This is a genomic window from Acinetobacter schindleri, assembly GCF_010918895.1.
In the GTDB taxonomy this organism is placed as follows: Bacteria; Pseudomonadota; Gammaproteobacteria; order Pseudomonadales; family Moraxellaceae; genus Acinetobacter; species Acinetobacter schindleri.
Window position 1 is genome coordinate 2,323,266 of record NZ_CP044483.1, and the last position, 25,588, is coordinate 2,348,853.

A 25,588-nucleotide genomic window follows, 5' to 3' on the forward strand; every position below is an offset into this window, starting at 1 on the left:
TCCCTCTGGTTCTTTATTTTTTAATTGCTTAACTTACAGTCAGTGCTTAAGCACGGCTTGATGTGAATGTCAGGACAGCACTTACCAATGCAACAATACCTAATGGCCCTAAAATAAGCAGAGATAAGAATTTCACTGGATTGACTGCTGCCAAGACTGCACCGATAGCAACCGCAGCAAGGAAAATAAATAACCACCAACCTGCCATACTTGCTTTGCTCGGAGAAATACGTTTTTTTACCAAACTATTGCTGAAACCGCGTTTTGCAAAAAAGAAAGCGATCAGAAGAACAACGATAATTCCACTAGCAATCATGAGATCACGAGAACCTGTTTCTTCTTGAACTGTAGGCACATTCACTTCTTGAACAGTTTGTGCTGCTGTACTTGTTTCAGTTTGAGCCTGCTCATCTGCTGTTGGTAAAACAAAACCGTTATTTGTATTTGACTCTGACATATATCCCCCTGGATGCTTTTTTAAAATTAATCTTGAATATTTAACGAAGTGTTACACTAAATTCTTTATCTAAAACTTGAACAGATGCGTCTGAAATACCACGTTTTACAATCGCAATTTCTTTCCCTGAATCACCATAAACACTCATCTTGGAAAATGGTTTTAATTGGATAGTTTGTTTCTTCAAGCCATTTACCCAAACATCATATTTTTTACGTTTTGAGCTCAATGCCAAAGCCAAAATTCCGAGTACAAGTGCCAATAAAATCCCTGCAATCATTACTACAACCGGCCATAATGGATATTGCAAACGGAATTGTACCGGAATTGTGGCTGTGGACGACTGAATACTTTGTGGTGCAACAAAGACATCCGATAATGGATCACCAGGAAATAAACTCTGCAAATTCTGTTTAAAATCTTCAGATAAACTCAGCTTCTGCTCATATAAGGTCACATCAATATTTGCAGGAATCGTAACTGCCTTACCCATTGCCTTAAACACTTCCCAAGACCATGGGGACACAATTAAATGCGAAGGAATTGGCACCTGAAACTCGAGCTTGGTATTATCCCTAGTCATCAAACGGATATCCGTTTCAGAAATCTGAATCGGTGCTTGCATTCCATTTGCTAATCTTAATTTTGCTTCAACACGAGTTGCTGCAATATTGTAAGGATAAAATTTGTTTTTCAGATCTGCTGTGAGTTTTAACTCAGGAATGACATCTTTAGGCTCTAAATTAAAGACCAAAGTTTTCTGATCTGCTGCCAAAGAGGCGTGAATCGTCGATGAGTTTTTTACACCTGTCGGAATGAGCTGAACAGGTTCTTTATCTAAAGGCTTTAATAATGCAGGCTGTTGGGTAAACACTTTTTCCATCTGACCTGATTTTACCAAATGGTTTAACTCAGCTTCTGCCTGCTCACCATAAGCCAATACATAAACCATTAGTCCTGATGCATTAAAATGTTTCCCTTGTACAGGCATTTTTAATGGATAAGCCATTACTTTATTTATAGCTGGATCTAAGTGAACTAACTCATAAAACTCTTTATTGCGTTCAGCCGTTGCCTCATCATTATTAGGACTATTTTTATTGTTAGTAAAAATCCAGATAATGCCTGACTTTTTCGCAAATGGACCTGTAATCGTGGCAACGACAGCTTCTTTAAAATCTGTGTCTGCATAGGCTTTATCAGATTTTTTAGCAATCCCCTCTTGGCTGAGTTGCTGACTGACATTTTGTTTACCTGCCCCTTGATAAATCAACACAGGTGATTGGGCAGTTGTGTTACTTTGGTTAAACATGGAAACCGCAACCGTATCATTGGGCTGCGTTACCGTTTGAACCACTGCATTGACCAGCGGTTTTAATTGAGAGTTTTGATCCTGGTAAAATGGCTCCATCCAACCAGAGTTTTGGACTAAAAATGCATGCTGACCCGCACAAGTGAGCGTTGAAGCTAAACTCACAGCAACCATTAAACCAATGTGTTTCATGCAACCAGCTCCCAACCTAAGATGTCATTTAAGCTCGGGTTATAGAAATACAAAACATTCTGATGAATAAAGAATCTTGACTGTAATGGCTTTTCTACTTGAACACGATGAAAATCAATTAGTCCATCATGTGTATCTATAAATAATTTAATGTCTTGCTTTGTGTCATCTGCAAGTTTTTGTTCAATACCGATATTGGTATCTGTATCGAAGCTGAATCCTAAAATTAACTCCTTTTTCTCATCTTCAATCATTGGAACTGTAAAACGATGGATTGATTCGACCACACTTGCTTCTTTCCAAATATCTTGTTTGTTTTCCAATTTACCATCTAGGCCGAACTTTGATACACCTGTGGTAAAACGGAATGATGGAGTTTTTTCGAGTTGGTCTTCAGAATCTAATTCGATATAACACAAAGGACCTTTTTCATTACTTTGAGTTTTACCAAATTGATAAAAACTCCCTTTTTGATCATCATACGGTGCACCAAAACGGAAATCAGGCGTGTAGCTTGGTAGCCACATTTTATAGACGATATTGAGTGCTTCATCATCAGAGATTTTATATTTTAAAATCAATTGCCCTGACGTACCGACCCAAATAATACGTCTAGTGTCATAAACAACTTTTTCAAAATAAATTTCAGAGGTTTGTTCATGCAACAAAATCTCTATCTGATTCGTGACATCAAAAATTTTAACCTGATCATCAATTAAAATTGGTATTAAAATCTTTTTATTCCAATAAACCGGTGTACCTAAACATGGACTATTAAGTGGGGTGATATACTCAGCACGGTAGGTCAATGACAAACCTTCAATGGTGACTCGTGCTAAACCTGCTTTGGTTGGAATATATAAGCACTGAATACCAGCATCATTTACAACGCCTAAAAGTTGCAAATATTCTTCCAATTTTTCTGGACAACGCTCTAAACGACGTTCAACTGCTTTTAATTCCAACCATTCCTGATTGTCTTGACTCCAAATCAAGAGATTGCCATTGATTTTATTGTATGCCACGAGTTGAGGAATATCGGTACTGGCTTTGATCGACACAAATTCAAAAATACCTCTTGGTGGCATTTTTATTTTCTGTTCTGTATCAGCATCAATTTGTGGCTCATTCTTTAATTTTTTAAGTTGATGACTTAACTGTAAGCCATGGCTATCCATGTATTGACGATTATCATCATAATGTCGTCCCTGCCCATAAGGCGGAAGCCAATATGCTTCTGAATCAACCTGTTTTTTTTCTAAAGCGTTACCTGTTTCAGGATCGTATAAAAACTCAGGCGGATACACTTTTCCAGCCAAAGTTGGCAAGTTCAGCATCTGCTGAACAAAGTGAGGATTCACATGATTTTCAACATTTGAATTTGGCGTACTTTTTAAAATATAACCCACTGTCTCATCTCGCATCCAAGTACCAGATGCTAAGTTCCACACTGCCTTATCGTGATCATGAACCAAGACACACCCCATATTTTGAATTTCTTTTGCAACATTCTAGACATTTTTTTTCACTTTCAAACCATTTATTTGATTTTTTTTTAATAAAATTAACTAGTTAAATTAATCTTAACAATAGCACAAAATTAATTAACAAATCTTAACAATTATTTTATTTCTTATCCAATTTCCCTATATGCGATTTAGTCAAAATGACCTTCATTTTAGTGTGGAGATGGTGGCAGTATAATTCATAATTTAACCCATTAAAATTTCTTATAAATTTAATAAAGTGATTACCCTTATTTACCCCCTGTTGATCTATTTCATTTGTTCCACTTTAAGTTTCAAATGATCAAATCGATATCCGTGAGTTGTATTTATAACTCCGAAATTATTGCGATGCTAAAGCAATGGCGGAATGAAGGTGGTGGCCGTTTTGATCAAAAATATTGTTCATGGAACTATTGGCAACCGTTCTCTACTACCGGCTTAGAAAGGTTAAAACAAATGCATCCACCCAAAGATATAAAGCACCACCAAGTGCTTTACTTCTTTAGCAATTTAAAACCCCACATAAAACTTTTCAATCAACTTGCGTGTCTTGACCAGCAAATTGCTAAACACGTTCTCCCGTTCAAACAGCTTAACCTTGTAATTTGGCAAGTCTTTTAGCTCTTCCTTACGTGGTAGGCGTTTGGTGAACTCATAATGCTCCAGAACCTGCTTCATCGCTTCAGGCTTTAGATTTTCCTGTTCACAAAGCTGCTGGTAAGCCTGTTCTTTTTCGATATCCCAAAATTGTGCAAAGGCATCTTGTACGCTCTGTCCATTGATCATCTTAGGTATGTTTTCTTCAATGAATTTTTGAATCAGGTCTTGCTTATCGTGCAAGCTAATATCGCTACTGATTAAATCGTAAATTTGCGCTTGGTACTTCTGACGCTTGTCCTCTGAGTCCGTATCAACAACAAGCTGTAGCAGGTTGATGATATAACCAACATTGATACGGTCACTGTGCAGTAAATCCAGTTGAAAATCGACATCATCCAGCACCGATACTTTTTCTTTCTTGGTGGTCTTTCTAACGGCACGACATAAGTCAGCATACTTAGAGGCGAAATTCGCAAAGTGCTGCTTATCCAGTTGTGTTTGGTCTTGATCGTACTCAATAAAAGTTTGTAATTGCGCGTTATAGCGCATCACTTCACGGAAAGCTTTAATAAATTCCAGTTGCTGTTCTTCAGTAACAAGATCATCGACTGATTGGTAATTGGGCGTTAAGGCAAACAGTTTGCTCACCGCTGCTTGGTAATCCTGTTCGATTTCCGCATAGCTTGGAACAAGGACGATCTTGGTCGTTTCTTTATTGGAAAATAGTGCCAGCGCTTCATCCGTTGCACGTTTTAGGTTGCGGAAACAGATGATATTGCCAAATGGTTTTTTATCGTTGTAGACACGGTTGGTACGTGAGAATGCTTGAATCAAGCCATGATATTTTAAGTTTTTATCGACATACAACGTATTTAGCGGCTTAGAGTCAAAGCCCGTGAGGAACATATTGACCACAATTAGAATATCAATCTGTCTGTTTTTTACGCGCTGTGCAATGTCGCGGTAGTACGCATAAAATTGATCACCAGAATTGTAGTTGGTTTTAAACTGTCGGTTGTAATTGGCAATGTATCGATCCAGCTTATCCCGACTGGATGAGTTGACCTGACTTGGAATATCTGCGGCTTCTTCGTGAATCAAGCCAGTTAAGTCATCAGTCGGTACAGCCTCATTTGCCGCATAGGAAAAAATGGTTGCAATAGTCAACGGTTTAAATATCCGACCTTGTGCTTCATCTTCAATTTGCTTTTCAGCCTGCACCTTTTCAAAGAGGTCGTAATATTGGGTCAGTGTTTCGACCGAACTAACACAGAACATTGCGGTAAATTCACGATTACGGGTTTTGGTATCGTGAATATTGACAATGTAGCGGGCAATCATTTCAAGACGTTGCGGATTGTCATACAGTTCTTTGGTATCGATGCCTTCTACATCTTCCTCATAACTTTCATTAGTCGCCATGCCTTTGGCGGTGTATTTGCCACGATAATCAATTTGGAACTGCAATACGTTACGGTCACGGATGGCATCCACAATCACGTATTTATGCAAACATTCATTAAACAGGTAGTCTGTGGTGAGTTTTAAACCTGCTTTGCTTTGGCTATTCTTTTCAAAAATAGGCGTACCGGTAAAACCAAACATTTGTGCATTGCTGAAGAATTTTTTGATGTTCTGATGGGTCTCACCAAATTGACTGCGATGACATTCATCAAAAATAAAGACCACTTTTTTATTTTTAAGATAATCAATCGATTCTAAATAACGTTCAGTGCTGATGGCCCGATTGAGCTTTTGTATGGTGGTCACAATCAGTTTGTCATGACGTTGATCGAGCTGTTTTACCAAGGTCGATGTGTTATCGGTGCTGTCGACGCTGTCGGCTTTAAAAGCATTAAATTCGCGTGAGGTTTGCGTATCGAGGTCGTTACGATCGACCACAAACAGAACTTTTTCCACATCAGGCATTTGCATGATGATCTGACTGGCTTTAAATGAGGTCAGGGTTTTGCCTGAACCTGTAGTGTGCCAGATATAGCCGTTTTGATTTGAGTTTTGCACATGCTCCACAATTTTCTGTACTGCATAAATCTGATAGGGACGCAGCACCATCAGGCTTTTGGTGGTTTCTAGCAGCACCATGTACTGAGTCAGCATTTGGGTCAGATGCTGCTGATTGAAAAAAGCTTCGGCAAAGTCGACAATTTCATTGATGTGTTTGTTATGAACATCTGCCCATGGAAAGGCAAACTCGATGCCTGTGGTGCCGTTGGAGTAATAACGGGTATTGGCACCATTACTAATCACAAAGAGCTGAATAAAACCAAACAGCCCTTGCCCTGCCCAATAGGCTTCACGAATATAGCGTTGGGTTTGATTAAAGGCTTCGGCGATTTCCATACCGCGTTTTTTTAGCTCGATCTGTACCAAAGGCAAACCATTGACCAGTAAGGTCACATCAAAACGGCTGGTTCTGCCATTATAGTCGCGGTGGTCGATGGTGATTTGATTGGTGACCTGATAAATATTTTTACTAGGATCATCAGACAGGAAAAAAAGGTGTTTACTGGTTCCATCATCAAATTTGACTGGGAACAGATCACGCAGATTTTTGGCGCGCTCAAACACTGTGCCCGTGTTTAAAAAACTGATGACCTGCTTCCATTCCGTTTCTGACAGGGGTGCTAGTCCATTGGCGCGTTCAATCTGGGTTTTCAGGTTAGACAGTAGTTGGCTTTCATCCTTGAGCGTGACTGAGGCATAACCTAATTGCTTGAGCTGGCTAATCAGTTCGTTTTCAAGTTGGTATTCGCTTTGTACTGTCATTTCCTTTCCCTCTAAAATCTTAAATTATTCACTTCAATGTTTGTTTAATTAAACTCAAGATATATTCTAAATTTTCTGTATCTGACACGATCACCTCACAATCACCATTTCCCCAATGTCCAATATTGGTCACATCTTTCGCGAGCTGTTTCGGGTCATCCAGTTGATTAAAAGGCATATTCAGCCAAATGCGAATTTGCTTTGTCCCAATACTCATATAGACATAGTTACGCTTACCCTTACGGAAGGCGATGTACATTTTCTTGGGATGAACATCTAAATCGGTGGTTAAGCCCAGAATTGAGTCCCTGAATTGCTCATATAGCTCTTTGATGTCATCGGACTTATCCGCCAAGTGATAGGCTTCATCATATTGCTGGATTTCTTTAGCAATTTTTTGAATATCTTCAGAGTCAACCTTTTGCACTTGCTTGATTGAAGGGGCTGATTTGGCTTTCTGCAATGGATTGACTGAAACAATTCCACCTTGATAGCGTTTGATTTCCCACAGCTCAATGCCCAAATCTTTAAAATTAGTAGACTGCTTTTGAAAGTCGGTAAAGCTCGGTGAAACAAAGATGATTCGACTTTGTGACCAGTCGACATCCTGACGTTTAAGCTGTTTGCTCTGGCTCTCATTGTACTCAACGATGAAATCTGCCTTGTAGTCGAGCATCAGATTCAGATAAGAAACGCCTTGGTCGATCACGCTATAATTGCGTTCACGCTTGTATTCGATAATTACAAACGCCTGACTTTCGGGATCGAAAGCCAGTGTATCTATACGATTATTTTTGATCGTGAACTCGGACTTGATGAATTCCAGACCTGTAAAACTGTAAAGATTGCTTTCAAACAGGCTTTGAATTTCTCTTTCCAAACGAAAAGGATCTTCGGTGAGTTCTACTAATGATTGTGCTTGGGTTTGATAAAGCTGCATCATTTCCCCCTACACAAACATCTGCTGCAACAAGCCTTTTTTCCACTGTTTGGCTTGTTCTATTTGCTGTGCCACGACTTCAATTTTTTGGTCAATGGCTGATAGGAAATAGGCGATTTTGGTTTGTTCTTCTAAGGAAGATGGAAACGAGACTATGCCTGTTAAAACATGATCATTATTAACCTTCATATCATTCTTAGCCCCTTTTTTTACAAGAGGTTTTAAAAAATGATTTAGTTTTAGGTCACTTTGAAAGTAATAATCTATAAGCTCAGGGTAAATATTATCTTTACATTTATAGACCGCATATAGTGTTGATACTATGCCTGCTTTACCTTTATTAACTTTGATAATGCCATATGGATTACTTTTAAGTGGGCTCTTGGTATATACAATATCAGCATGCTCAACAACACTATATGGAGCTACTGAAACTCCAGCATAAGAGCGCCCTAATAGTTCAATCTGATTAACAACACCTAATTCCCCAGAGACAGATAGAACCTCTTGTTTGGAGAATTTTAAATCTTTATTTTTTAATTTACTTGTATATAGGTAATGATTGAGAGGCTTTTCCTCCCACTCCCCAAACTCACTGCCATCATCCGCTTTAAAACGAATTTTCTGACTAAACAGCTTTTGCATCATGCCTTGTTTATATTGGCTGAGTAGCTGATGTTTTTGCGTGAGTTGGCTAATCTTTTCATCCACTGCGGAAAGAAAAGAGGTGATTTTGGTTTGTTCTTCTAAAGAAGGATACTTAATCAAAAGCTTTCCAATTTCTTTTAAGGACAAAAAAGGCTGTGCTCCACCAGATGTCAAAGAATTAAATAATCTAGAAGAATTTTTTCGTTGTATCTGCTCTAAAAAAATAGGATTTAACAAGTTTCTATTTGGTTTGACTAGAGCAACATTTTTTAAACTAAATTGGTAATCAACTATATTTCTAGCACACGTAGCTGTACCTGCACCAATATTTACTATTAACAAATCATCTTTTTCAGGGTTACAACGCTCGTATATTTTTTTATGAGTTATCTCATCTACATAACCTATATCATCATAATTAATAAACCCATCTTTTACATTAATAGCAGTTAAAAAAGGTATCCCTTCCTTTTGTACGACAGGCGTATCATGAGTACCATCTGTAATTTTTAGAGCTAAATCCTTAAGTCTAGATTCTTTCCAATCCCCATCAAACTCTTTAAACCTTAATTTCGGTGCAGCCATTACTTCACCTCCGAAAACGGTGAAACAATGCCTAGCTCTTTACAAAATTCTGCAATCACCGCATCAGTTTTTTGGCTGTCGTGTTCCAAAGCTTGAAGCTGTTTTGCAATCGCATCTAAATCAATCTCGGCTTCCGCTTCAAAGGTATCCACATAACGCGGAATATTCAGGTTGTAATCGTTATCTTTCACTTCTTGCAAGGTCGCGACATGGGCATATTTTTCAATATTTTCACGCTTTTCAAATGCCGCAACAATCTTATCCAAATGCTCAGGCAATAACTTGTTTTGATTCTTCTGCTTTTCAAAATCGTTGCTGGCATCAATAAACAGAATATTGCCCGTATGCTCACGGTTTTTCTTCAACACCAAAATACAGGTCGGAATTGAAGTGCCATAGAAAATATTGGCGGGTAAACCAATAATGGCATCCACCACATTCAACTGTTCAATCAAATACTGACGAATCACGCCCTCACTCGAACCACGGAACAATACGCCATGCGGTAACACCACCGCCATGGTGCCGTTATCATCCAGTTGATACAGCATGTGCTGTACAAAAGCCAAATCGGCTTTGGAACTTGGCGCCAGTTTTCCATACGCAGCAAAACGCTCATCTTGTAAAAATAACGGATCGGCAGACCATTTTGCGGAAAATGGCGGATTCGCCACCACCGCATCAAACTTTTTATCTAAATGCTGCGGACGGGTTAAAGTATTTTCCTGCTTGATGTCGAACTTGGCAAAATGCACGTCATGCAGAATCATGTTCATGCGCGCCAAGTTGTAGGTGGTACGGTTCATTTCCTGACCGTAAATCATATCGACATCTTTCACTTCACGTTTTACCCGTAGCAATAACGAACCTGAACCGCAAGTCGGGTCATAGACTGAACGTAAACGGTCTTTGCCTTGGGTGACAATCTTGGCTAGTAAAGTCGATACCGTTTGAGGGGTATAGAATTCCCCCGCTTTTTTGCCCGCGCCTGAGGCAAATTCGCCAATCAGGTACTCGTAAGCATCCCCCAGTACATCGGCTTCGGTATTACTAATATCAAAATCAATATCATCTAAATGGCTCAGGACTTTCGCCACCAGTGTATTACGGTCGCTGGCATTATTGCCAAGCTTGGTCGAGTTTAGATCCAAATCTTCAAACAGGTTGGCAAAGTCATCGGCAGAGTCAGTGCCTAAAGTGCTTTGTTCAATTGATTTTAAGGTCGCAGTTAAATCATCCAAAATGAATTCGCCCTGACGACCACGCTCGGCTAAGGTATGGAATAGCTGTTTTGGTGTGAGCGCATAACCGACTTCAGAAATGGAATTTTGCTTAATGACCTCGATATATGGCTTATGTTCAGCATTACTTTCATCTAATTCATTATAAGTGAAATCGACTTCTTCATTTTTGAGTAAAGCATCACCGTAGTTCACGGCTTTTTCTGATAAGTATTTATAAAAAATAAAACCGAGAATGTAATCACGGAATTCATCAGCGCCCATGGTGCCACGCAAAGTATTGGCAATGTTCCAAAGTTGTTTTTGTAATTGTTGCAGTTGTACGTGGGTCATTGTTATAGAAGTCCAATTAAGTGAATCATTAATTAAATGATTTTACCTAAAATTCTAAATCATGCAGCAGTAAAAAGGAGGAAAAGGACATGAATTGTCGTGCTCAAGCGATGTAATCTGTCAATTCAAGCGCTAGACAGATACATGATCTAACTTTTATAGCAGTCCACTCCAGTAATCTGTACTACAGAAAAACAAAGACATCAAAATACACCAGATATGGGAGTAACCAATATCTGTTTATCTTTTCCACCCAGCCAGACTAAATACTCATTCTCTATTGCCTGCTTATACGCCCAGTCGGCAACTCGATGCGAACGCTGAATATCTGTTAAGAAACCGAATTGAGAAATTTCCCGAACAATAGATTGATCATGTAGATAATTTCGCTCCTGCCACTTTTGCAAAAACTGTTCCGATGCCAAATAATTACTTTTCTGAGAATTACATTTATCATCTGCCAGAACAAAGTTATGTCCGGTATCGGCAGGATATAGAGACCATGGAATAAAATGATCTACAGCATATTTTGAATTTTTTAGGCTTTTGCCACAGTAAAAACACTGGCATTGCTGTAAATCAATTAAGAAGTTCGCGACCAGCCCGAGTTGATTTCGACTCGGAGCAAACATGAATTCATCTAGGTCAGGCAAACCATCCAGTACCACCAGATTCTGCTTATTCAACCGGACAAAATCAATCCAGCGCTTCTGGCACAACTCTTCAATAATTTCACTAAACTGTCTCAAGCAATACATCACTTTGGGTAAAAGCTTGAGGGACTGTTTGCAATCTTCCAAATGGTAAAGAAACTCCACCGCTTGACCATTCAGGTTCTGCAAATACACCACCGGCATTTGCTTGACGGTCATTGCAACCACTTTCTTAAGCTGATTCCAGTGCAACTGATCTTTTCTCAACGCTGCCAAGGTCTTAAATTGTTGTTGTGCCTTTTGAATTTCACTGATGATCTTTGCCTGCTTACCAGGGCTTTGATGAATAGTAAAAGGCTCATAGTGATTAAACTGAAATGGCAGTGACTGTTTCCAATACAGGCCAATAAATTTTTCCGCAATATCCTGATAATCTAAATGTAATGTAGCACCAGTATCCTCACCCTGCTCAATCGCCAGACGTGTAATACTCATTAACAAGGCAAACTTATAGGTCGACGTAAACGTCCCAGACTGTAATATCTGCTGAATGTGCTTTAAGAATTTCAGTTGTTCTTGAGGTGTTGGTATTTCAGCTGTATTGAACAACATATCTAAGCCTGCTCTTTTTTAATCAGGATATTGAGCCACTTTTCTGTACGATCTGGACGTTTATCTATAGTAATCCATTGCTGTAACAGTAAAGCCTGATCAATCTGCTTGATTAATTCATGTGCTTGCTGTTCATTGAGGTCAGTGAAACTACGTCCCCCTTTCTCACGGTCTGTATTGCCATATTTAAAAGACATGTAACACATACCATTTGGTTTTAGTGCTTTGAATATGTGCCCCATCACTTCAGGCAAAAAATCTCTGTCACAGTGTAAAAGAGAAGCACAAGCCCAAATACCATCGTACTTCTCACTCTCATTTAATTCATAGAAACTTTGTTGACGTACTTCAATGCCGGTCAGCTCCTTGGCCTTCTTAACCAGCTCAGCAGAATAATCTATTGCCTCAATTTGATAGCCTTTATCTTTAAAAGCCAGAGTATCTCGTCCTGAACCACAGCCAACGTCAAGAATCCGAGCACCTTCAGGCAACTCAGCTAAAAATGGCTGATATAAGCTTTCCATATCCACTTCAAACGTTGAAGCTATAAATTCTTCTGCATGCTTATTATAGTAGTCTATTGTTTTCATTACGGACACTTAGGCTAAAAGACATTTTCAGTCTACAAGAAAACAAAAAAATAAGGGAGCTCAGAGCATCCCTTATTCTCGACTCGCCAACTTACTTTCAATCCATTGATGGATCTCATAAGCTGACCAGCCGATACGATTTTGAGTAATTTTAACTTTCTTTGGAAAGGTTGGATCATAGTAAGGTGAGTCCTCATCCATCATCTCGTAGATGGTAGAACGCCCCACACCGACAAATTCTACGACCTGCTTAATACTGATGAGTTGATTCATTTGAAATGTTTGACCGATAAACGCATTCATGAGGCTAGCTCCTAATCATTGATGCGAGCGGCTATTCGCTCAAATAATAGAGCTGGTCTGTAAAATTTAACGTTAGCTATCTTCTCTCCTCTCGCTTAATTCACAGCTCGTACACTTTGCTGTAACCCCTGCTGAATATCCTGTACAAACTCTTCAGGCGAAGCTTGTTGCTCCACCACCCGGTTTTGTTCTTGTTCAGGGTAATATTCTTCCAGCACATCCAATCCTTCCTCTATATCCGTTTCAAATCGCGCATTCGCAAAACCCTTCCTTGCCGTAAAGTCCAAAGCCTCCTGATAAAACCCTGCCTGCTTGCTCTGTTCATCAATTTTCTTGGCTTGAGTAATGGCATCATTCAGACTAATGCCCTCCCGTAAAGTCAGATCCACGTAATACACCGGCTGACGATAGCTTTGAGTAGTGCTTTTGCCTCTTAAAGTGAGTTGCAAAGGCAAGCAAGACAATAAGCCTCCTGAAGCTGCATGGTAATAACTCAGCCGTGCAGCCAAAGTCCGAATACTGTTAAAGCCCGTAGTTCTAAAGATGAAGGTGCCAAACTCATCCGAGTCATCCAGGTTCACATGTAAACGTCCATAAGGTTTACAGTTGCCGCCTTGTGCCAGAGAACATAAATCTGGCGATGGACAGGGATGTTGCTCTACACCTTGATTGGTTAATCGCTGGCATGTTTCACCGTTGCCGACACAGACTGGCCGTCCAGTCTGACGGTCAAATAGGCTGTATTCTGCACGTAGGTTTAAGTCAGGATCATTGAAGATCATTCTGACGGGGATTGAACGCAGCTTTTGATTCGGCGTATTGGCTCGAAGCTGTTCATCCAGTGGATGTTTTACCCAGCCATTCTCCTTGCTTTGGATTTGGGACGTAATGGTGAACTGATCGTCTTTTTCAGGTAGGCGTTTTCCATTCTTTTCTACTACCCGACCAATACTAATACGCCCTAGAGCTGGTGGTGTAATCGCTAAACCTTTAATCATTTTATTTTCCTCAATTTGATTTTGTACAGATCATCCAGCTTTATGCAGATCACCTGATTCAAGAAATATGTATATAGCTCGCTACAAAAGCCGCGACCGTTTGCCCTCTATTCCTAGCGAATAGAGGGCAGGCAGCGTTTTTTGCGCCTCGCTAATTGAATGGGCTGAAACAGGCTTAGTCGGTATAGATGTTGAATCGACGACTACCCTGCTTTTGAAGTGGATAAAGCTCGATGAGTTCAGGCTGATGCTGAAGTAATGCTTTGGTATTCAGACTGATGGAATCCTTAGCTTTTTTCCAGACCACCGAGCCATGAGCAAAGGTGGCTCGTTCAGCATCTTTCATCAGCATTTGGATGTGATGCTTCAGCTGGTCAAAGCGTTCCTGCTTATGCTGAATCTCTTCTTTCATTTTGATGAGTTGATCAAACATCAAATTGGCATTTTCATTTTGTGAGAGATCTTCAACGCTCAGCGGTACATGCGCTGGATAGAGTTTCAGAATGGCTTTGGCTGCGGATTCACTGGCATCGACTGATGGCGGTGTATCGTTTTCCACACATTCCCAGAAATAACGCTCTGCCTGAATGATGTGTTGAATCACTGATTCAGAACGGCTGACTTTAAAGATCTTGGTTTCATGCCCACAGATCAGGACACAGACATGCGCTGCCTGTTTACCTGTGACTGCAAGTTGATGCTGCACCTGACAGAGTACGTATAAAGGCACACCATCTCTCCAGAGTTTAGCGCCATGTTCTCCGGCTGTTTTACACTCCAGAATCTGCACGTCATCACTACCCACAACCGCATAATCCAGATTTGCCAACATAAAGGCTTTGTCTGGATCGGGATGCTGAAGCACGGCATTCACTCGTCTCACTTTATTATTGGTGTGCAGACTGTAGTACTCAGCCACCAATGGCTCTAGCTGTTTGCCCCAATACAACGGTGCAATGCCTGAGCTGTCATCATCAACATTCTGCTGAGTTCGACCAGTCTTGATCATCCACAGTTCCAACATCGACATATAGGGATTCAACCCACATGCGGTTGCGGCATCACTGCTGCCAATCCCTTGCTTACGCACTTCTAGCCATTCCTGGTAATCCATGTTTTTAGTATTGGCTAAACGTTTGGCTGTCGGTGTTCGTTTAGCTGCGGTATTTGATTCCTTCATTTCATTCGGAATTGGAAAATGAGGAAGTTGAGAGGTATTTATCGGTGCAATCTGATTCATGCTTTAATCCTTATAAAGAGTGAGGTCTGTAAAAATTTTTGGCATAAAAAAAGCCACATCTGGAGATGTGGCAAAAGGGGTGTTTTCACTGGAGAAGGATCATCTGCATGACCCTTGACCATTATTGTAATAGCACTGGCTTAAATGAAACTTAAACCACTAAGCGAAGCGCCTGTTCTAGTCCACGCTGCTTTAACGCAGCACCTGCACCAAACCAAGCAGAGTCCAAACGATGATCAGTACTCATGGCACGACGTTCATGATCGGCAAACTCGGTGATTGAACACAGCAAACCATAGGCAGTATCTTTGGCAGAGCTGAGTTCTGCACCACGTCCTTGCCCATTAAACATATCCATGACTTTAGTCATGGCGCGTCCATTCGGTTCAGACTTTTCTTTGGCTGGAGTTGGAGTAGCTATATTGCGATAGAACTGAATGATGTTCTCTTCCTGATCGGCAACACTCATGCTGGTATTGTTAAACACTGCATCAAAATAGGCAGCTGCTTCTCCTTGAGTGACTTTACGTTGAGTCAGCTGTTTCATCTCATACATATGCTCATCCCAGGCACGGACTGAGATGCCCAATTGCTGCTTAACTTTGTCAGCATCAAACTTAGTACTGTGTGGCACTTTCACGACACCAGCACTGCTATTCTGCCCACGTAACGCTATCGCCAAGGTGTTATTACACACCACCCGGATATTGGTGAACTGTGCTGTGGTGGCCAACGTACCGTCACATGCAGTTGCTAATAAAATATAGCCATTACTGACATCCTTACCCTTCAGTGCTGTGCTTTGTCCCGTGCGTGCCAATGCCCAAAACTTCTTGCCACCCTTGAGTACACCCGCAGTTTCTAATTCAAAGCCGGATTGCTCAGTCAGATCCCGATAGAACTCCAAAATCTCCATAGGCTGCACTTCCTGATAACGCTGACTGACCACAGACAAGGGGGCATGAGTATCGGAACGATACAGCACCCGCTGTTCTTCATAAGGCATGATGATACTCTGCCCGCGTTCATTCTGGGCCATGTAGCTAACATCGGAGGATTCAATCCGCCAATCCATGCCTGCTTGTTGTGCCCAGATTTCAATCGGCTGATTCTGTGTCAGTTGATTACCCAGGCCATGCCAAGGGGTATCACCGATATAGGCCATTTGTTCAAGTTGATGTGCCATAATTTTATTCCTTTTTAAAATAATGTTAAAAATTGGATCTGTTCTTAATTCAGATATTGAATGGGGAACTTTTGGTAGCAGTTATGACAGAAGCACAAACTTTGCTTTGGAGATGTATTTTGCTCTGTAAATGAATTAAACAAACCACCGAGTACAGTTCCTGCAATTCCTCCAACGATGGGAGGCAAGTTCAAAGACTTCGCAACGGTTGTGCCTAAAGCACCTAATGCTGCGGGTGATGCAAGATTTGATAATGTTGAATTTGCTTGTTGTATGTTTGCTTCAACAATCATGATGTCAGTTGAATGACAAAAGGGGCAATTCAAGCTCATGACTCGACTCCTAAATTGAGGGCATAAAAAAGCCTGCACGATGGCAGGCTTGATATTAATTTTTCATGTGTACTCAAAAGAGCTTCATGATTCTCATTAGGATGTTATATATTTGAATTTTTTTAGAATATGATCAATAGCTTATCTCTTTAACACCCCTACGCCACCCTACATTAAATTGACCTATACCGAATGTCTTCATCTGAGGAGATGTTTTGACACGCATGTGCTGACCTTTCTTATCGGGATTTGCCAAGTACATGGCTGTACGAATTGCATTATCAACTTCTAATTGTTGATCACGATGAATCATACCTATACCTAGTAATCCATTCCTTTCAAATTTCTCTTTATGCTCTTTTAGATTGCAATTGTAATACGTTCCTTGATCCATCGTAATTTGCTGCCAACATTGACCAACCAACATCGCTAATGCGGAATCCTGCTGATGTTCATTTCCATCATAAATAAGTAAAAGGTGGCAGTGATAACCTTTAGTACTACCCTGTTCTAAAGCCCATGCATATCCCTGCAGGTCCGCAAAGCAAACATCTTGATTAGCTATACGATTACGTAAAATAGCCAATGCCATAGAAAAGTCTTCAATATCCCAATTTTCCTGATGAGCTTGTAAGATACTCAGGTCTACTCTTACAAAGAGTAATCTTGAATAATGATTTAAGAGCTTCGCCACATAACCCTGTAGCTTTATAGCATTGCATTCTTCTCGACGTTGGAACTCCACTCTCTCATATAAAGCAGTTTTCATTTCATACTGAATCATGCTTTGAATATAAAAAATATGATGTTGTTCAAACTTTAAGATCTCTTCATACGAGCTTAATTCTAATTTTTCTAAGGTATAGTCTACTAGTATCAAGACTCTCTTCATTACTCTTATTACATGAGAGTAAGTAAAGCCTTCGCGATAGACTAGCTTAAATAAGCTAACAGCTTCCAACAGCTCATGTTTAAATTCTTCATCATCACTTAAGTAGTGTTCTAGATAGACACTCTCTAAAAAGTTTTCGATTGAAATTAATGATGCTGATTCATTGATTAATTGAAGATTTTGGAACATTTGGATTCTCACTTGGAACATAAGGTTCATATGTAAGTGAGAGTTGTATTTTTTTACCGATCCCGATTCATATCACTCAATCAACGTCATCCAGCTCATATATTGAAAAAGCATATACTACATAAAGCTTTGCCTTTATTGGCTAACTTCCAACCAATACCACTATATATATTCTTAATATAATAATATATTTTACCGGCTAAGTGATGGCGTTTAAAACCCACATAAAGCCTGAAATTGAGTTGAGTGTACCAACCATATTATGCAACTTCAGGTTAAGCTAAAGTTATGCCTCATCCTCACATACAATCTCTTCAAAACCATCCAATGTTTTACAACATTCGGGCAATAGCCCCATCATCTTTAAATCCTCAATTGAAGGGATAAATTCTCTGCATTTTAAATTTTTATCTGGCTCATCAAGATCAATCTGTGTAAATAAATTTGCTCTCAGATTCTTTGAAGGCTGAAAAATACATAAAGTTTGTGGATCGCTATGAGGAACAATTGTAAAAGGTCTAAAATTTTCGGCCATGTGAAGAGCCCGACTAAAAATAAAAATCTTATTCTTAACAAACATAGCTACAAAAATTTCGATAAATTTTTGTAGCTGGTAAGTCATAAAAGAGGATTCGGCTTTCTGCTGATTCCGCACATCAACTAGCGAATTAATGAATGATTTTAACCTTGAAGCATTTCCATCATTCCAAGAAATAAGCCCGTCTTTTGATCTCTTCATTGCCTCGACATTACCAAAATTCTGAATACTCCATTGCTCAAAGATTGCTTGAATCCGAGCCATAATTGCCATGTTTGAGTTCATGTTACTGTTTCGTGCACGTATAGCTTTGTATTCAAAATAATATGAAAAGCCTTCAAAACCCTTATGGCTAGCCATTATTTCTAATGCCAAATCAATCAATTGACTAAGCAAATATTGATCCGCTTGATCATAGTGCTGGTAAGCATCTTTCTTATTGATGTTACTGACATTATTAGAAAGATTATACAGCTGTGATCGAATCTGTTCGTCTATGTATTCTGATATACCTATTACATCCTTTCTTTCGATCATAGGGAGCAGATAAGTATAGTTTGCTATGAAATATTTGATATATAGATAATTGTTGTAGATTTCAAAAGTATGCTGTTTTTTGCAATTTAGGATATAAAAATAACCATAGTTCCTTTTTTCCAACCACAACTCATGCGAAAGATTTAAGAAAAATATTGGATGTGTGCCAATTAAAAATCGGTTATTAGCGATTCCACCCAACCTATGACGAATGATTCCATATTTTTTTAAGCTTTCGATACACCTAAAAATACTTGGCTTAGACAAGCCTGTCTTATCCTTGAGTCTGGTTATTCCACAATTTTCAACTACACCGAATTCATTAGTATTTCTAATTAGACACAATAATACCAATGCATCTTTAAAATCCAATTTATCTTGTAAGCTCGTCTTATTAGCTTGCGTATGGCTGATATAAAAATCATTTAAACGCTCTTTGAGGATATAAAAAAATAGCTCATTAGGTTTATAGCGAGATCGGTTGTACCATTCATCTACTGCGTACCTACTTCTAGTACTCACCTGCCAATAACGCCTAAACAGCTCCTCATTAAATCTGAGAAAATTTTGACTATCTACACATTCAATTGGCGCAATAAGAATTTGATAACTCACTAACTCCTTTAGAGCAACTGCAACTCTTCTCTCATACAACCCCAATCTAATAGCAAGGATTTTATTCGAAACCTCAAATGGAGTTCCTGCATAAGCTTCTAAAATTTTATATAGCACCCAACGACTGTACGGTTTCACAGTTGTTGGCAAAAAATCATGTACCAACAAAAATAAGACGTCAGAATTTTTATCATCCATAAGTCGTTTTATATCCATTTCTAGCTTCAATTAGCTTACTCAAAAAAACCGTTATGTGCAAAATGAAACTATTGAAATTATATTAACGTTTATTTAACATTAATTTAAACGTTAATGTGATTTAAATGAGGCTACTCTTATGGCTAGACCAAAAGAATCTTTAAAAAAATGGTTAGAAACAGATCAAGACTTAAAAGAAAAATGGATTAAAAGCAAATACAGCCATTTTTTAAACCACAATAACCCTACCAACACAAATCGACTTGTACCTACACTTTCAGCAGTACTATCAACACATGAAACATTGATCATTCCTATTTCTGAGTATGAAAAGTTACGACAAGGCTTTAGAGTTTTTAAATTCCAACAAGCACATAACAATGAGAATAAGATACAATTACGTGTAAGCAAAAAAACAAAAACAGAGTTAGAACGCCTGAGAAAAAAATTAGAAGTGGGAAGCTTGTCTCAAACCGTCAGCAGAATAACTGATAGCTTCGATACAAATTTACTCAAGCAAAAGGAACAAATTGAACAGCTAAAGACGACAGTTCAAGAATCAACAAACTATATAGCTTACCTAAAGAATAAGTATAATAGTGACCAAAACGAGCTTAAAAAAACTTACGAAACACTAGTGGATTTTCTATTAGACGAATGCGTATCAATCATTTCTGAAAATTCATCTAATGAAGCTCATAGTACAGATACTTCGGGCAAGCTGACAAAAGATATCCGTAAGCAGCTTAATGCAAAATTAAAACTTAAGCTTCAAGAGATCAACGCACTAAAAAATGATTCTAAGATTACACAAATACAAAATCACACAACATTGCCATTAAACTTAGTGCAAGAGCCCCTTTCTGAAAATCTACCTAAAACATCAAGCTTCACCCGCTACCATATGCAAGAGCAAGAGCAAGAGCAAGAGCAAGAGCAAGAGCAAGAGCAAGAGCAAGAGCAAGAGCAAGAGATAGTAGCTAAAAATGAATCATCTACTCAAATTTCTCAGAGACAAAACCCTGGTTTACCCTCTAAGCTGCTAGATGCAACAAAGCTGCTTTTATCCCATAAATCTAGTGCTGGAAAGGTCCATCCCTTCCCCCACAATGATGAGAAAGATGATTATCAATGATCCAACCAAAATTTCACTTTCTCCGCATACCACTCCATGATCTTCACACGTTCATCCCAGTACTGTGCTCGGTTATAAGCCGAACGAATTCTATTCTGAGGTACATGGGCAAGTTGGCGTTCAATAGCATCAGGATTAAATAAATTGGACTCGTTTACGACTGTACTGAATAGCGATCTAAAACCATGTGTGGTCATTCGACCTGCATAACCCGAACGTTTAATCACAGCCAAAATAGATTCACTACGCATCGGTTCTTTATTATTTAAACGATGTGGAAAAAGCAGTTCCTGATTATGAGTAAGTCTCAATGCCTGAAGCTCAGCAATCATCATGTCCGTCAACGGTACACGATGCGGAAGTCTGTTCTTCATTCGTTCTTCAGGGATATCCCACTTACGTCCTTCCAGATCGAATTCTTCCCAGCGTGCTTGCAGCAACTCACTAACCCGAACGCCTGTCAGCATAATCAGAATAATCGCATGATGTGTCTGAGCATCACTTGGGTATGCTCTTACCTTTCTTAAAAATTCAGGCATTTCAGAGGCCGAAAGCGAAGCTAAGTTTTTGACCCGTTTATTCTTGAGGGCATAAACTAAATCACCTGCCGGGTTGTCATAGCGGTATCCATGGGCAATAGCGTATTTCATGACCATGCCGCAACGAGATAAGGTACGTTTTGCAATTTCAAGCGAGCCTCTTGCCTCAATTTTCTTAATGATCTGCAGAATCTCAGGTGCCTGAATCTGATTAATACGCTTATTAGCAAGAGCAATATAAAGCTCATCCAAGGAAGCTCGAACATTACTAATATGTTTGGATGACCAGGTTTCTTTTTGATTATTGAACCAATCCTCTGCGACTTCCTTAAAATAAGGCTGCTCCTGCTCGACCTCAGTTGTATTTTTGAGTTTATATCTCAGATCAAGCGCGATCTCCCTTGCACGCTTTAAACTTAGCTCAGGATAGATACCTAATGCTTTGGACTTCCTTTGTCCATTTTCCGTGTATCTGATAGACCAATATTTTTTGCCATTCGGATCGACTCGTAAAGACAGACCATTAATATCAGAAAGGCGGTACTGTTTTTCCTGCGGTAATGCTTTTTTACACAGCACATCAGTAAGCGACATATCTTTGTCCCACATAATTAAACTTATTTAGTGGGTCAAATTGTCCCAATTTTGACCCTATTAAAGCAAAAATAGGGTCAAACAGCTTAGGACAAGGTCGGACAATACAGCCAATAAAAAAGCCTTTAAACATTGAGTTTAAAGGCTTTTTTAGATTCCGATGGATTACTTCGGAAAGAATTTTGGTGGAGGTGGCGGGAGTTGAACCCGCGTCCGCCAACATTACGCTCGAGAATACTACATGCTTAGATATCGTCTATTGATTTAGCTCTTTGTGACCCGACGAACAGGGTACAAATCGCGATCCTTTAAGATTTAGTACGAAACCCCAAGGCTTGATTTCATACGGACTTGTGTGCGTTCGCTTCAGTCGGGACCCCTAACCACAAGTATTCAGGGATGCGGACAAGCTGCCCTTAGGCAGCTAGAGCGTAAGTTTCGTCGTTTGCGACTATTAAAATGCAAATTTTATTTACGAGAGAAAATGCGCTCTCGGCATGCATCTATGAGTTTCATCATCAGCGTCGAAGCCAAGAACACCCCCAAAGTACAGAGCAATCATAGCATAACTGGTAAAAAATACGATGCATTTTCTACACAAATACACTTTTGAATGCGCCTGATTACATAATTGCGCTAATATTTAAAAATTCAAGTCAGTATTTAAAAAAATTATGAGCTATTTATTGGCCCTCGATCAGGGAACGACGTCTAGTCGTGCAATTATTTTTAATGAACATGGACAGGTTCAAGCGACAGCTCAAAAAGAAACACATATTCAAACTCCTCGTTCGGGTTGGGTCGAGCAAGATGCCTTAGAAATTTGGACTACCCAAATTGGTGTCGTTCAGCAAGCGATCGCTTCTGCGGGAGTTCTAGCAAAAGACATTAAAGCGATTGGACTCACCAATCAGCGTGAAACGACTGTTGTGTGGGATCGCCGTAATGGCAAGCCTCTTGCGCCGGCTATTATCTGGCAGGACCGCCGTGCGACAGAGTGGTGTAATCAGCTGATTCAGCAAGGCCTGATGGATCAGGTACAACAAACAACCGGTCTACGCATTGACCCCTATTTCAGTGCCGGAAAGCTGGTCTGGTTATTAGAAAATACTGAGGGTTTACGCGCATTGGCAGAACAAGGACATGTCGCTTTTGGCACCATCGATAGCTGGCTGATCTGGAACCTGACCCAAGGCGCTGAACATGTCATTGAAGCCAGTAATGCTTCCCGTACCATGCTAATGAATCTGCAAACTCAAAGTTGGGATGAAGGCCTACTGGATCTGTTTAATATTCCAGCTGCAGTCCTGCCAAGAATCATCAGCTCCGATTGCCATATTGCAGATACGGCACCTGGTTTATTAGGTGCTACCATTCCTATTACAGGTATTCTGGGCGACCAACAATCTGCCCTGTTTGGCCAATCCTGTTTTGAACCCGGTATGGCAAAAAACACTTATGGAACCGGCTGTTTTATGCTGTTTAATACTAGTCATGATATTCAACTGAGTCAGAACAAGCTGCTTTCTACACTTGCCTGGCAAGCACAGGGTCACACGACCTACGCACTGGAAGGCAGTATCTTTATGGCGGGTGCGGTGGTGCAATGGTTACGGGATGGTCTGGGGATTATTCAAAAAAGTTCAGATGTAGAAAAACTGGCCTGTAAAGTTCCAGATACAGACGGCGTAGTTTTGGTACCTGCCTTTACTGGTCTCGGTGCACCGCACTGGGACAGTGAAGCACGTGCTTTACTTTGTGGGATGTCACGCGGTACCAATAAGTCCCATATTGCACGTGCTGCTTTAGAATCTATAGCCTTTCAAGTGTCCGATATTCTGACTGCAATGCAATCTGATATTGCTCATCCTTTAAAAGAACTCCGTGTCGATGGTGGCGCAAGTTCAAATGATATGTTGATGCAGTTCCAGGCAGATCTGCTGAATGTTCCTGTGCTACGTCCAAAAATGCTGGAATCAACGGCTTGGGGAGCTGCAGCGATGGCCGGTTTAAAGTCCGGAGTTTTTTCCAGTCTGGAGGAGATTGCCCAGTCCTGGCAACTGGATCAGGCCTTTGAACCGAAAATGCAAAATGATGAACGTGAAGCACACTTGGCCAAATGGCAAAATGCCTTAAAACGAGCCAAATCAGATTTATAAGCCATAAAAAAACCGCTGAATATTCAGCGGTTTTTTTAATTATCTCAGCTTCTAGTAAGCATAAGAGGCAATCGCAGTCGCAATCGGTTTAGCTTCATCATTAATCAGGGTCATGCGCATGGTACATCCCTTACGCCCCAGACGCAGGGTTTCTGCACGTGCAGTAAAATATTTGCCACGCCCGGGTGCCAGATAGTCGACACGCATATCCACAGTCGCCAGACGTGAAACTTTTTTGCTGGTTTCTTGCATATCTTCAGGGCTGGCTTTTTTGTACAGCTCACCCATTGCGGTAATTCCGCCAATACTATCCAGAATGGTGGCAGCCACACCACCATGTAAAATCTGGAATGCCACATTGCCAATCAGATCCTTCTGCATTTCCACATAGGCTTCAATCTGTCCATCCACAACGCGCATTTGCATACCGCAATATTGGTAGAATGGTGAAGCATTAAAAGCATCGCACAACTGGTTGAATAGAACATCCTTATTCGAGCCTAAATCAATATTTCCTGTCCAACTTTTCTCTGCTACCGTCATAGTTTGCTCGAATAACCTTGATTAAATAAAAAAATGTATCCATTTGCCCTAAACGCAAATTAAGGCACTACAATACCCATAGTTTAATATTGATCAATGAGATTTTTATGACCTATACGTTCAATCGTCCCGCGTTTCCTGCAACTCGCATGCGTCGTATTCGTAAAAATGAACACCTGCGCTCAATGGTTCGTGAAACGCACCTCACGGCTGATCATCTCATTTATCCAGTATTTGTTTTACCGGGTCAAAACCAGACTCAAGACGTGCCAAGTATGCCAAATATTCAGCGTCTTTCGGCAGATCTGCTGGTGAAAAAAGCTGAACGCCTGCTCGAGTTGGGTGTCAGCAAACTAGCGCTGTTCCCGGTAACGCCACAAGAAGACAAAAGTCTGACTGCTGAAGCAGCATGGTATGAAGATGGTCTGGTTCAAACCACTGTTCGCCTGCTGAAAAAAGAATTACCAGAAATGGTACTGATTACCGACGGCGCATTGGACCCTTATACCACGCATGGTCAGGATGGCATTATCGATGAAACTGGTTATGTCTTAAATGATGAAACGGTTGAATGTCTGATTAAACAGGGCTTAAGCCATGCCGAAGCCGGTGCGGATATCTTTGCACCAAGTGACATGATGGATGGCCGTATCGGTGCGATTCGTGAAGCTTTTGAAGCCAATGGTCATATCTATACGTCTATCATGGCCTACTCTGCCAAATATGCCTCCAGCTTCTACGGCCCGTTCCGTGATGCAGTAGGTTCTTCAAGCAACCTGAAAGGCGGCAATAAGTACAATTACCAGATGGATGTCGGCAACCGTGCCGAAGCCCTGCATGAAATCGCCTTGGATATTCAGGAAGGTGCCGACATGGTCATTGTAAAACCAGGCCTTCCTTATCTGGATATCGTACGTGAAGTCAAAGATACCTTTGGCATTCCAACCTTCGTGTATCAGGTCAGCGGTGAATATGCGATGCTGGCGGGTGCAATCCAGAATGGCTGGCTATCTGACAGCGTGATTCTGGAATCATTGATGAGCTGCCGCCGTGCTGGTGCAGATGGCATCTGGACTTACTTCGCGGAAGAAGCTGCAGTAAAACTGAAAGAAATGAAATAGTCTGGAATGCC

21 protein-coding genes and 1 other RNA gene are annotated in these 25,588 nt (G+C 40.3%); 3 read left to right on the top strand and 19 right to left on the bottom strand.

The annotated features are described in order from the left end of the window. Positions 1-46: 46 nt before the first annotated feature. From FSC11_RS11140 to FSC11_RS11215, 16 genes are all read right to left on the bottom strand, one after another. Positions 47-457, bottom strand: coding sequence for a hypothetical protein (locus tag FSC11_RS11140; RefSeq protein ID WP_163166915.1), 411 nt, complete (start codon positions 455-457; stop codon positions 47-49). Between the two features lie 40 nt (positions 458-497). Next, on the bottom strand, positions 498-1,961 hold the full coding sequence (locus FSC11_RS11145) for a hypothetical protein (RefSeq protein WP_163166917.1): 1,464 nt from the start codon (positions 1,959-1,961) through the stop codon (positions 498-500). Then, positions 1,958-3,436: a hypothetical protein gene (locus FSC11_RS11150; RefSeq protein WP_227590983.1), complete on the bottom strand. Its 1,479-nt coding sequence runs from the start codon at positions 3,434-3,436 to the stop codon at positions 1,958-1,960. The genes FSC11_RS11145 and FSC11_RS11150 overlap by 4 nt, the downstream gene beginning before the upstream one ends. Before the next feature lie 543 nt (positions 3,437-3,979). Further along, positions 3,980-6,856, bottom strand: coding sequence for a type I restriction endonuclease subunit R (locus FSC11_RS11155; RefSeq protein WP_163166921.1), 2,877 nt, complete (start codon positions 6,854-6,856; stop codon positions 3,980-3,982). A 28-nt stretch (positions 6,857-6,884) separates the two neighbouring features. Then, the gene (locus FSC11_RS11160; RefSeq protein WP_163166923.1) at positions 6,885-7,796 is read right to left on the bottom strand and encodes a DUF5655 domain-containing protein; all 912 of its coding nucleotides are present in this window, start codon (positions 7,794-7,796) and stop codon (positions 6,885-6,887) included. A 9-nt stretch (positions 7,797-7,805) separates the two neighbouring features. After that, entirely contained in the window at positions 7,806-9,029 is a 1,224-nt protein-coding gene (locus tag FSC11_RS11165; RefSeq protein WP_163166925.1) for a restriction endonuclease subunit S, read from the bottom strand. Further along, on the bottom strand, positions 9,029-10,603 hold the full coding sequence (locus FSC11_RS11170) for a type I restriction-modification system subunit M (protein ID WP_163166927.1): 1,575 nt from the start codon (positions 10,601-10,603) through the stop codon (positions 9,029-9,031). The genes FSC11_RS11165 and FSC11_RS11170 overlap by 1 nt, the downstream gene beginning before the upstream one ends. A 203-nt stretch (positions 10,604-10,806) precedes the next feature. Further along, the gene (locus FSC11_RS11175) at positions 10,807-11,868 is read right to left on the bottom strand and encodes an HNH endonuclease (RefSeq protein ID WP_163166930.1); all 1,062 of its coding nucleotides are present in this window, start codon (positions 11,866-11,868) and stop codon (positions 10,807-10,809) included. 2 nt (positions 11,869-11,870) lie between these two features. Next, entirely contained in the window at positions 11,871-12,458 is a 588-nt protein-coding gene (locus FSC11_RS11180; protein ID WP_163166932.1) for a class I SAM-dependent methyltransferase, read from the bottom strand. A gap of 72 nt (positions 12,459-12,530) precedes the next feature. After that, positions 12,531-12,761 (bottom strand): helix-turn-helix transcriptional regulator, encoded by a 231-nt coding sequence (locus FSC11_RS11185; protein ID WP_005096077.1) that lies wholly within the window; start codon positions 12,759-12,761, stop codon positions 12,531-12,533. A gap of 95 nt (positions 12,762-12,856) precedes the next feature. Next, positions 12,857-13,759: a recombination directionality factor gene (locus tag FSC11_RS11190; protein WP_163166934.1), complete on the bottom strand. Its 903-nt coding sequence runs from the start codon at positions 13,757-13,759 to the stop codon at positions 12,857-12,859. A 175-nt stretch (positions 13,760-13,934) separates the two neighbouring features. Continuing rightward, positions 13,935-14,999 (bottom strand): YqaJ viral recombinase family nuclease, encoded by a 1,065-nt coding sequence (locus FSC11_RS11195; RefSeq protein ID WP_111281997.1) that lies wholly within the window; start codon positions 14,997-14,999, stop codon positions 13,935-13,937. 151 nt (positions 15,000-15,150) lie between these two features. Beyond that, positions 15,151-16,185, bottom strand: coding sequence for a DUF932 domain-containing protein (locus FSC11_RS11200; RefSeq protein WP_111281999.1), 1,035 nt, complete (start codon positions 16,183-16,185; stop codon positions 15,151-15,153). A gap of 44 nt (positions 16,186-16,229) precedes the next feature. Next, positions 16,230-16,517 carry a hypothetical protein gene (locus FSC11_RS11205; protein WP_032068291.1) on the bottom strand — a complete coding sequence of 96 codons (288 nt, stop codon included), beginning with the start codon at positions 16,515-16,517 and terminating at the stop codon, positions 16,230-16,232. Positions 16,518-16,650: 133 nt separating this feature from the next. After that, positions 16,651-17,598, bottom strand: a complete 948-nt coding sequence (locus tag FSC11_RS11210) for a YagK/YfjJ domain-containing protein (RefSeq protein ID WP_075040455.1) — start codon at positions 17,596-17,598, stop codon at positions 16,651-16,653. Between the two features lie 286 nt (positions 17,599-17,884). Then, on the bottom strand, positions 17,885-19,504 hold the full coding sequence (locus FSC11_RS11215; RefSeq protein ID WP_163166936.1) for a hypothetical protein: 1,620 nt from the start codon (positions 19,502-19,504) through the stop codon (positions 17,885-17,887). A gap of 121 nt (positions 19,505-19,625) precedes the next feature. Between FSC11_RS11215 and FSC11_RS11220 the strand changes: the two genes are divergently transcribed. Further along, positions 19,626-20,621, top strand: a complete 996-nt coding sequence (locus FSC11_RS11220; protein WP_163166938.1) for a hypothetical protein — start codon at positions 19,626-19,628, stop codon at positions 20,619-20,621. On the opposite strand, the gene FSC11_RS11225 is transcribed toward FSC11_RS11220, so the two are convergent. Both FSC11_RS11225 and ssrA read right to left on the bottom strand, forming a co-directional pair. Further along, the gene (locus FSC11_RS11225) at positions 20,615-21,754 is read right to left on the bottom strand and encodes a tyrosine-type recombinase/integrase (RefSeq protein ID WP_032068297.1); all 1,140 of its coding nucleotides are present in this window, start codon (positions 21,752-21,754) and stop codon (positions 20,615-20,617) included. The genes FSC11_RS11220 and FSC11_RS11225 overlap by 7 nt on opposite strands. A gap of 183 nt (positions 21,755-21,937) precedes the next feature. Then, positions 21,938-22,298: a transfer-messenger RNA gene (gene ssrA / locus FSC11_RS11230) on the bottom strand. 130 nt (positions 22,299-22,428) lie between these two features. On the opposite strand from ssrA, the gene glpK reads away from it, so the two are divergent. Beyond that, positions 22,429-23,913: a glycerol kinase GlpK gene (gene glpK, locus FSC11_RS11235; RefSeq protein WP_163166940.1), complete on the top strand. Its 1,485-nt coding sequence runs from the start codon at positions 22,429-22,431 to the stop codon at positions 23,911-23,913. A gap of 51 nt (positions 23,914-23,964) precedes the next feature. Here glpK and FSC11_RS11240 read toward each other — a convergent pair whose 3' ends face one another. Continuing rightward, complete coding sequence (locus tag FSC11_RS11240; RefSeq protein WP_004893342.1) at positions 23,965-24,456, bottom strand: thioesterase family protein; 492 nt, start codon at positions 24,454-24,456, stop codon at positions 23,965-23,967. Between the two features lie 107 nt (positions 24,457-24,563). Here FSC11_RS11240 and hemB point away from each other — a divergent pair, with 107 nt between their 5' ends. Continuing rightward, a complete protein-coding gene (hemB, locus tag FSC11_RS11245; protein WP_163166942.1) occupies positions 24,564-25,577 on the top strand; it encodes a porphobilinogen synthase in 1,014 nt (337 codons plus the stop codon). The last annotated feature ends 11 nt before the right edge of the window (positions 25,578-25,588 follow it).

Excerpts from the sequence above, each read along its gene's own strand:
- FSC11_RS11140 (WP_163166915.1), bottom strand. The coding sequence starts at position 457 with ATGTCAGAGTCAAATACAAATAACGGTTTTGTTTTACCAACAGCAGAT.
- FSC11_RS11145 (WP_163166917.1), bottom strand. The coding sequence starts at position 1,961 with ATGAAACACATTGGTTTAATGGTTGCTGTGAGTTTAGCTTCAACGCTC.
- FSC11_RS11155 (WP_163166921.1), bottom strand. The coding sequence starts at position 6,856 with ATGACAGTACAAAGCGAATACCAACTTGAAAACGAACTGATTAGCCAG.
- FSC11_RS11160 (WP_163166923.1), bottom strand. The coding sequence starts at position 7,796 with ATGCAGCTTTATCAAACCCAAGCACAATCATTAGTAGAACTCACCGAA.
- FSC11_RS11165 (WP_163166925.1), bottom strand. The coding sequence starts at position 9,029 with ATGGCTGCACCGAAATTAAGGTTTAAAGAGTTTGATGGGGATTGGAAA.
- FSC11_RS11170 (WP_163166927.1), bottom strand. The coding sequence starts at position 10,603 with ATGACCCACGTACAACTGCAACAATTACAAAAACAACTTTGGAACATT.
- FSC11_RS11175 (WP_163166930.1), bottom strand. The coding sequence starts at position 11,868 with ATGTTGTTCAATACAGCTGAAATACCAACACCTCAAGAACAACTGAAA.
- FSC11_RS11180 (WP_163166932.1), bottom strand. The coding sequence starts at position 12,458 with ATGAAAACAATAGACTACTATAATAAGCATGCAGAAGAATTTATAGCT.
- FSC11_RS11185 (WP_005096077.1), bottom strand. The coding sequence starts at position 12,761 with ATGAATGCGTTTATCGGTCAAACATTTCAAATGAATCAACTCATCAGT.
- FSC11_RS11190 (WP_163166934.1), bottom strand. The coding sequence starts at position 13,759 with ATGATTAAAGGTTTAGCGATTACACCACCAGCTCTAGGGCGTATTAGT.
- FSC11_RS11195 (WP_111281997.1), bottom strand. The coding sequence starts at position 14,999 with ATGAATCAGATTGCACCGATAAATACCTCTCAACTTCCTCATTTTCCA.
- FSC11_RS11200 (WP_111281999.1), bottom strand. The coding sequence starts at position 16,185 with ATGGCACATCAACTTGAACAAATGGCCTATATCGGTGATACCCCTTGG.
- FSC11_RS11205 (WP_032068291.1), bottom strand. The coding sequence starts at position 16,517 with ATGAGCTTGAATTGCCCCTTTTGTCATTCAACTGACATCATGATTGTT.
- FSC11_RS11210 (WP_075040455.1), bottom strand. The coding sequence starts at position 17,598 with ATGTTCCAAAATCTTCAATTAATCAATGAATCAGCATCATTAATTTCA.
- FSC11_RS11215 (WP_163166936.1), bottom strand. The coding sequence starts at position 19,504 with ATGGATATAAAACGACTTATGGATGATAAAAATTCTGACGTCTTATTT.
- FSC11_RS11220 (WP_163166938.1), top strand. The coding sequence starts at position 19,626 with ATGGCTAGACCAAAAGAATCTTTAAAAAAATGGTTAGAAACAGATCAA.
- FSC11_RS11225 (WP_032068297.1), bottom strand. The coding sequence starts at position 21,754 with ATGTCGCTTACTGATGTGCTGTGTAAAAAAGCATTACCGCAGGAAAAA.
- glpK (WP_163166940.1), top strand. The coding sequence starts at position 22,429 with ATGAGCTATTTATTGGCCCTCGATCAGGGAACGACGTCTAGTCGTGCA.
- FSC11_RS11240 (WP_004893342.1), bottom strand. The coding sequence starts at position 24,456 with ATGACGGTAGCAGAGAAAAGTTGGACAGGAAATATTGATTTAGGCTCG.
- hemB (WP_163166942.1), top strand. The coding sequence starts at position 24,564 with ATGACCTATACGTTCAATCGTCCCGCGTTTCCTGCAACTCGCATGCGT.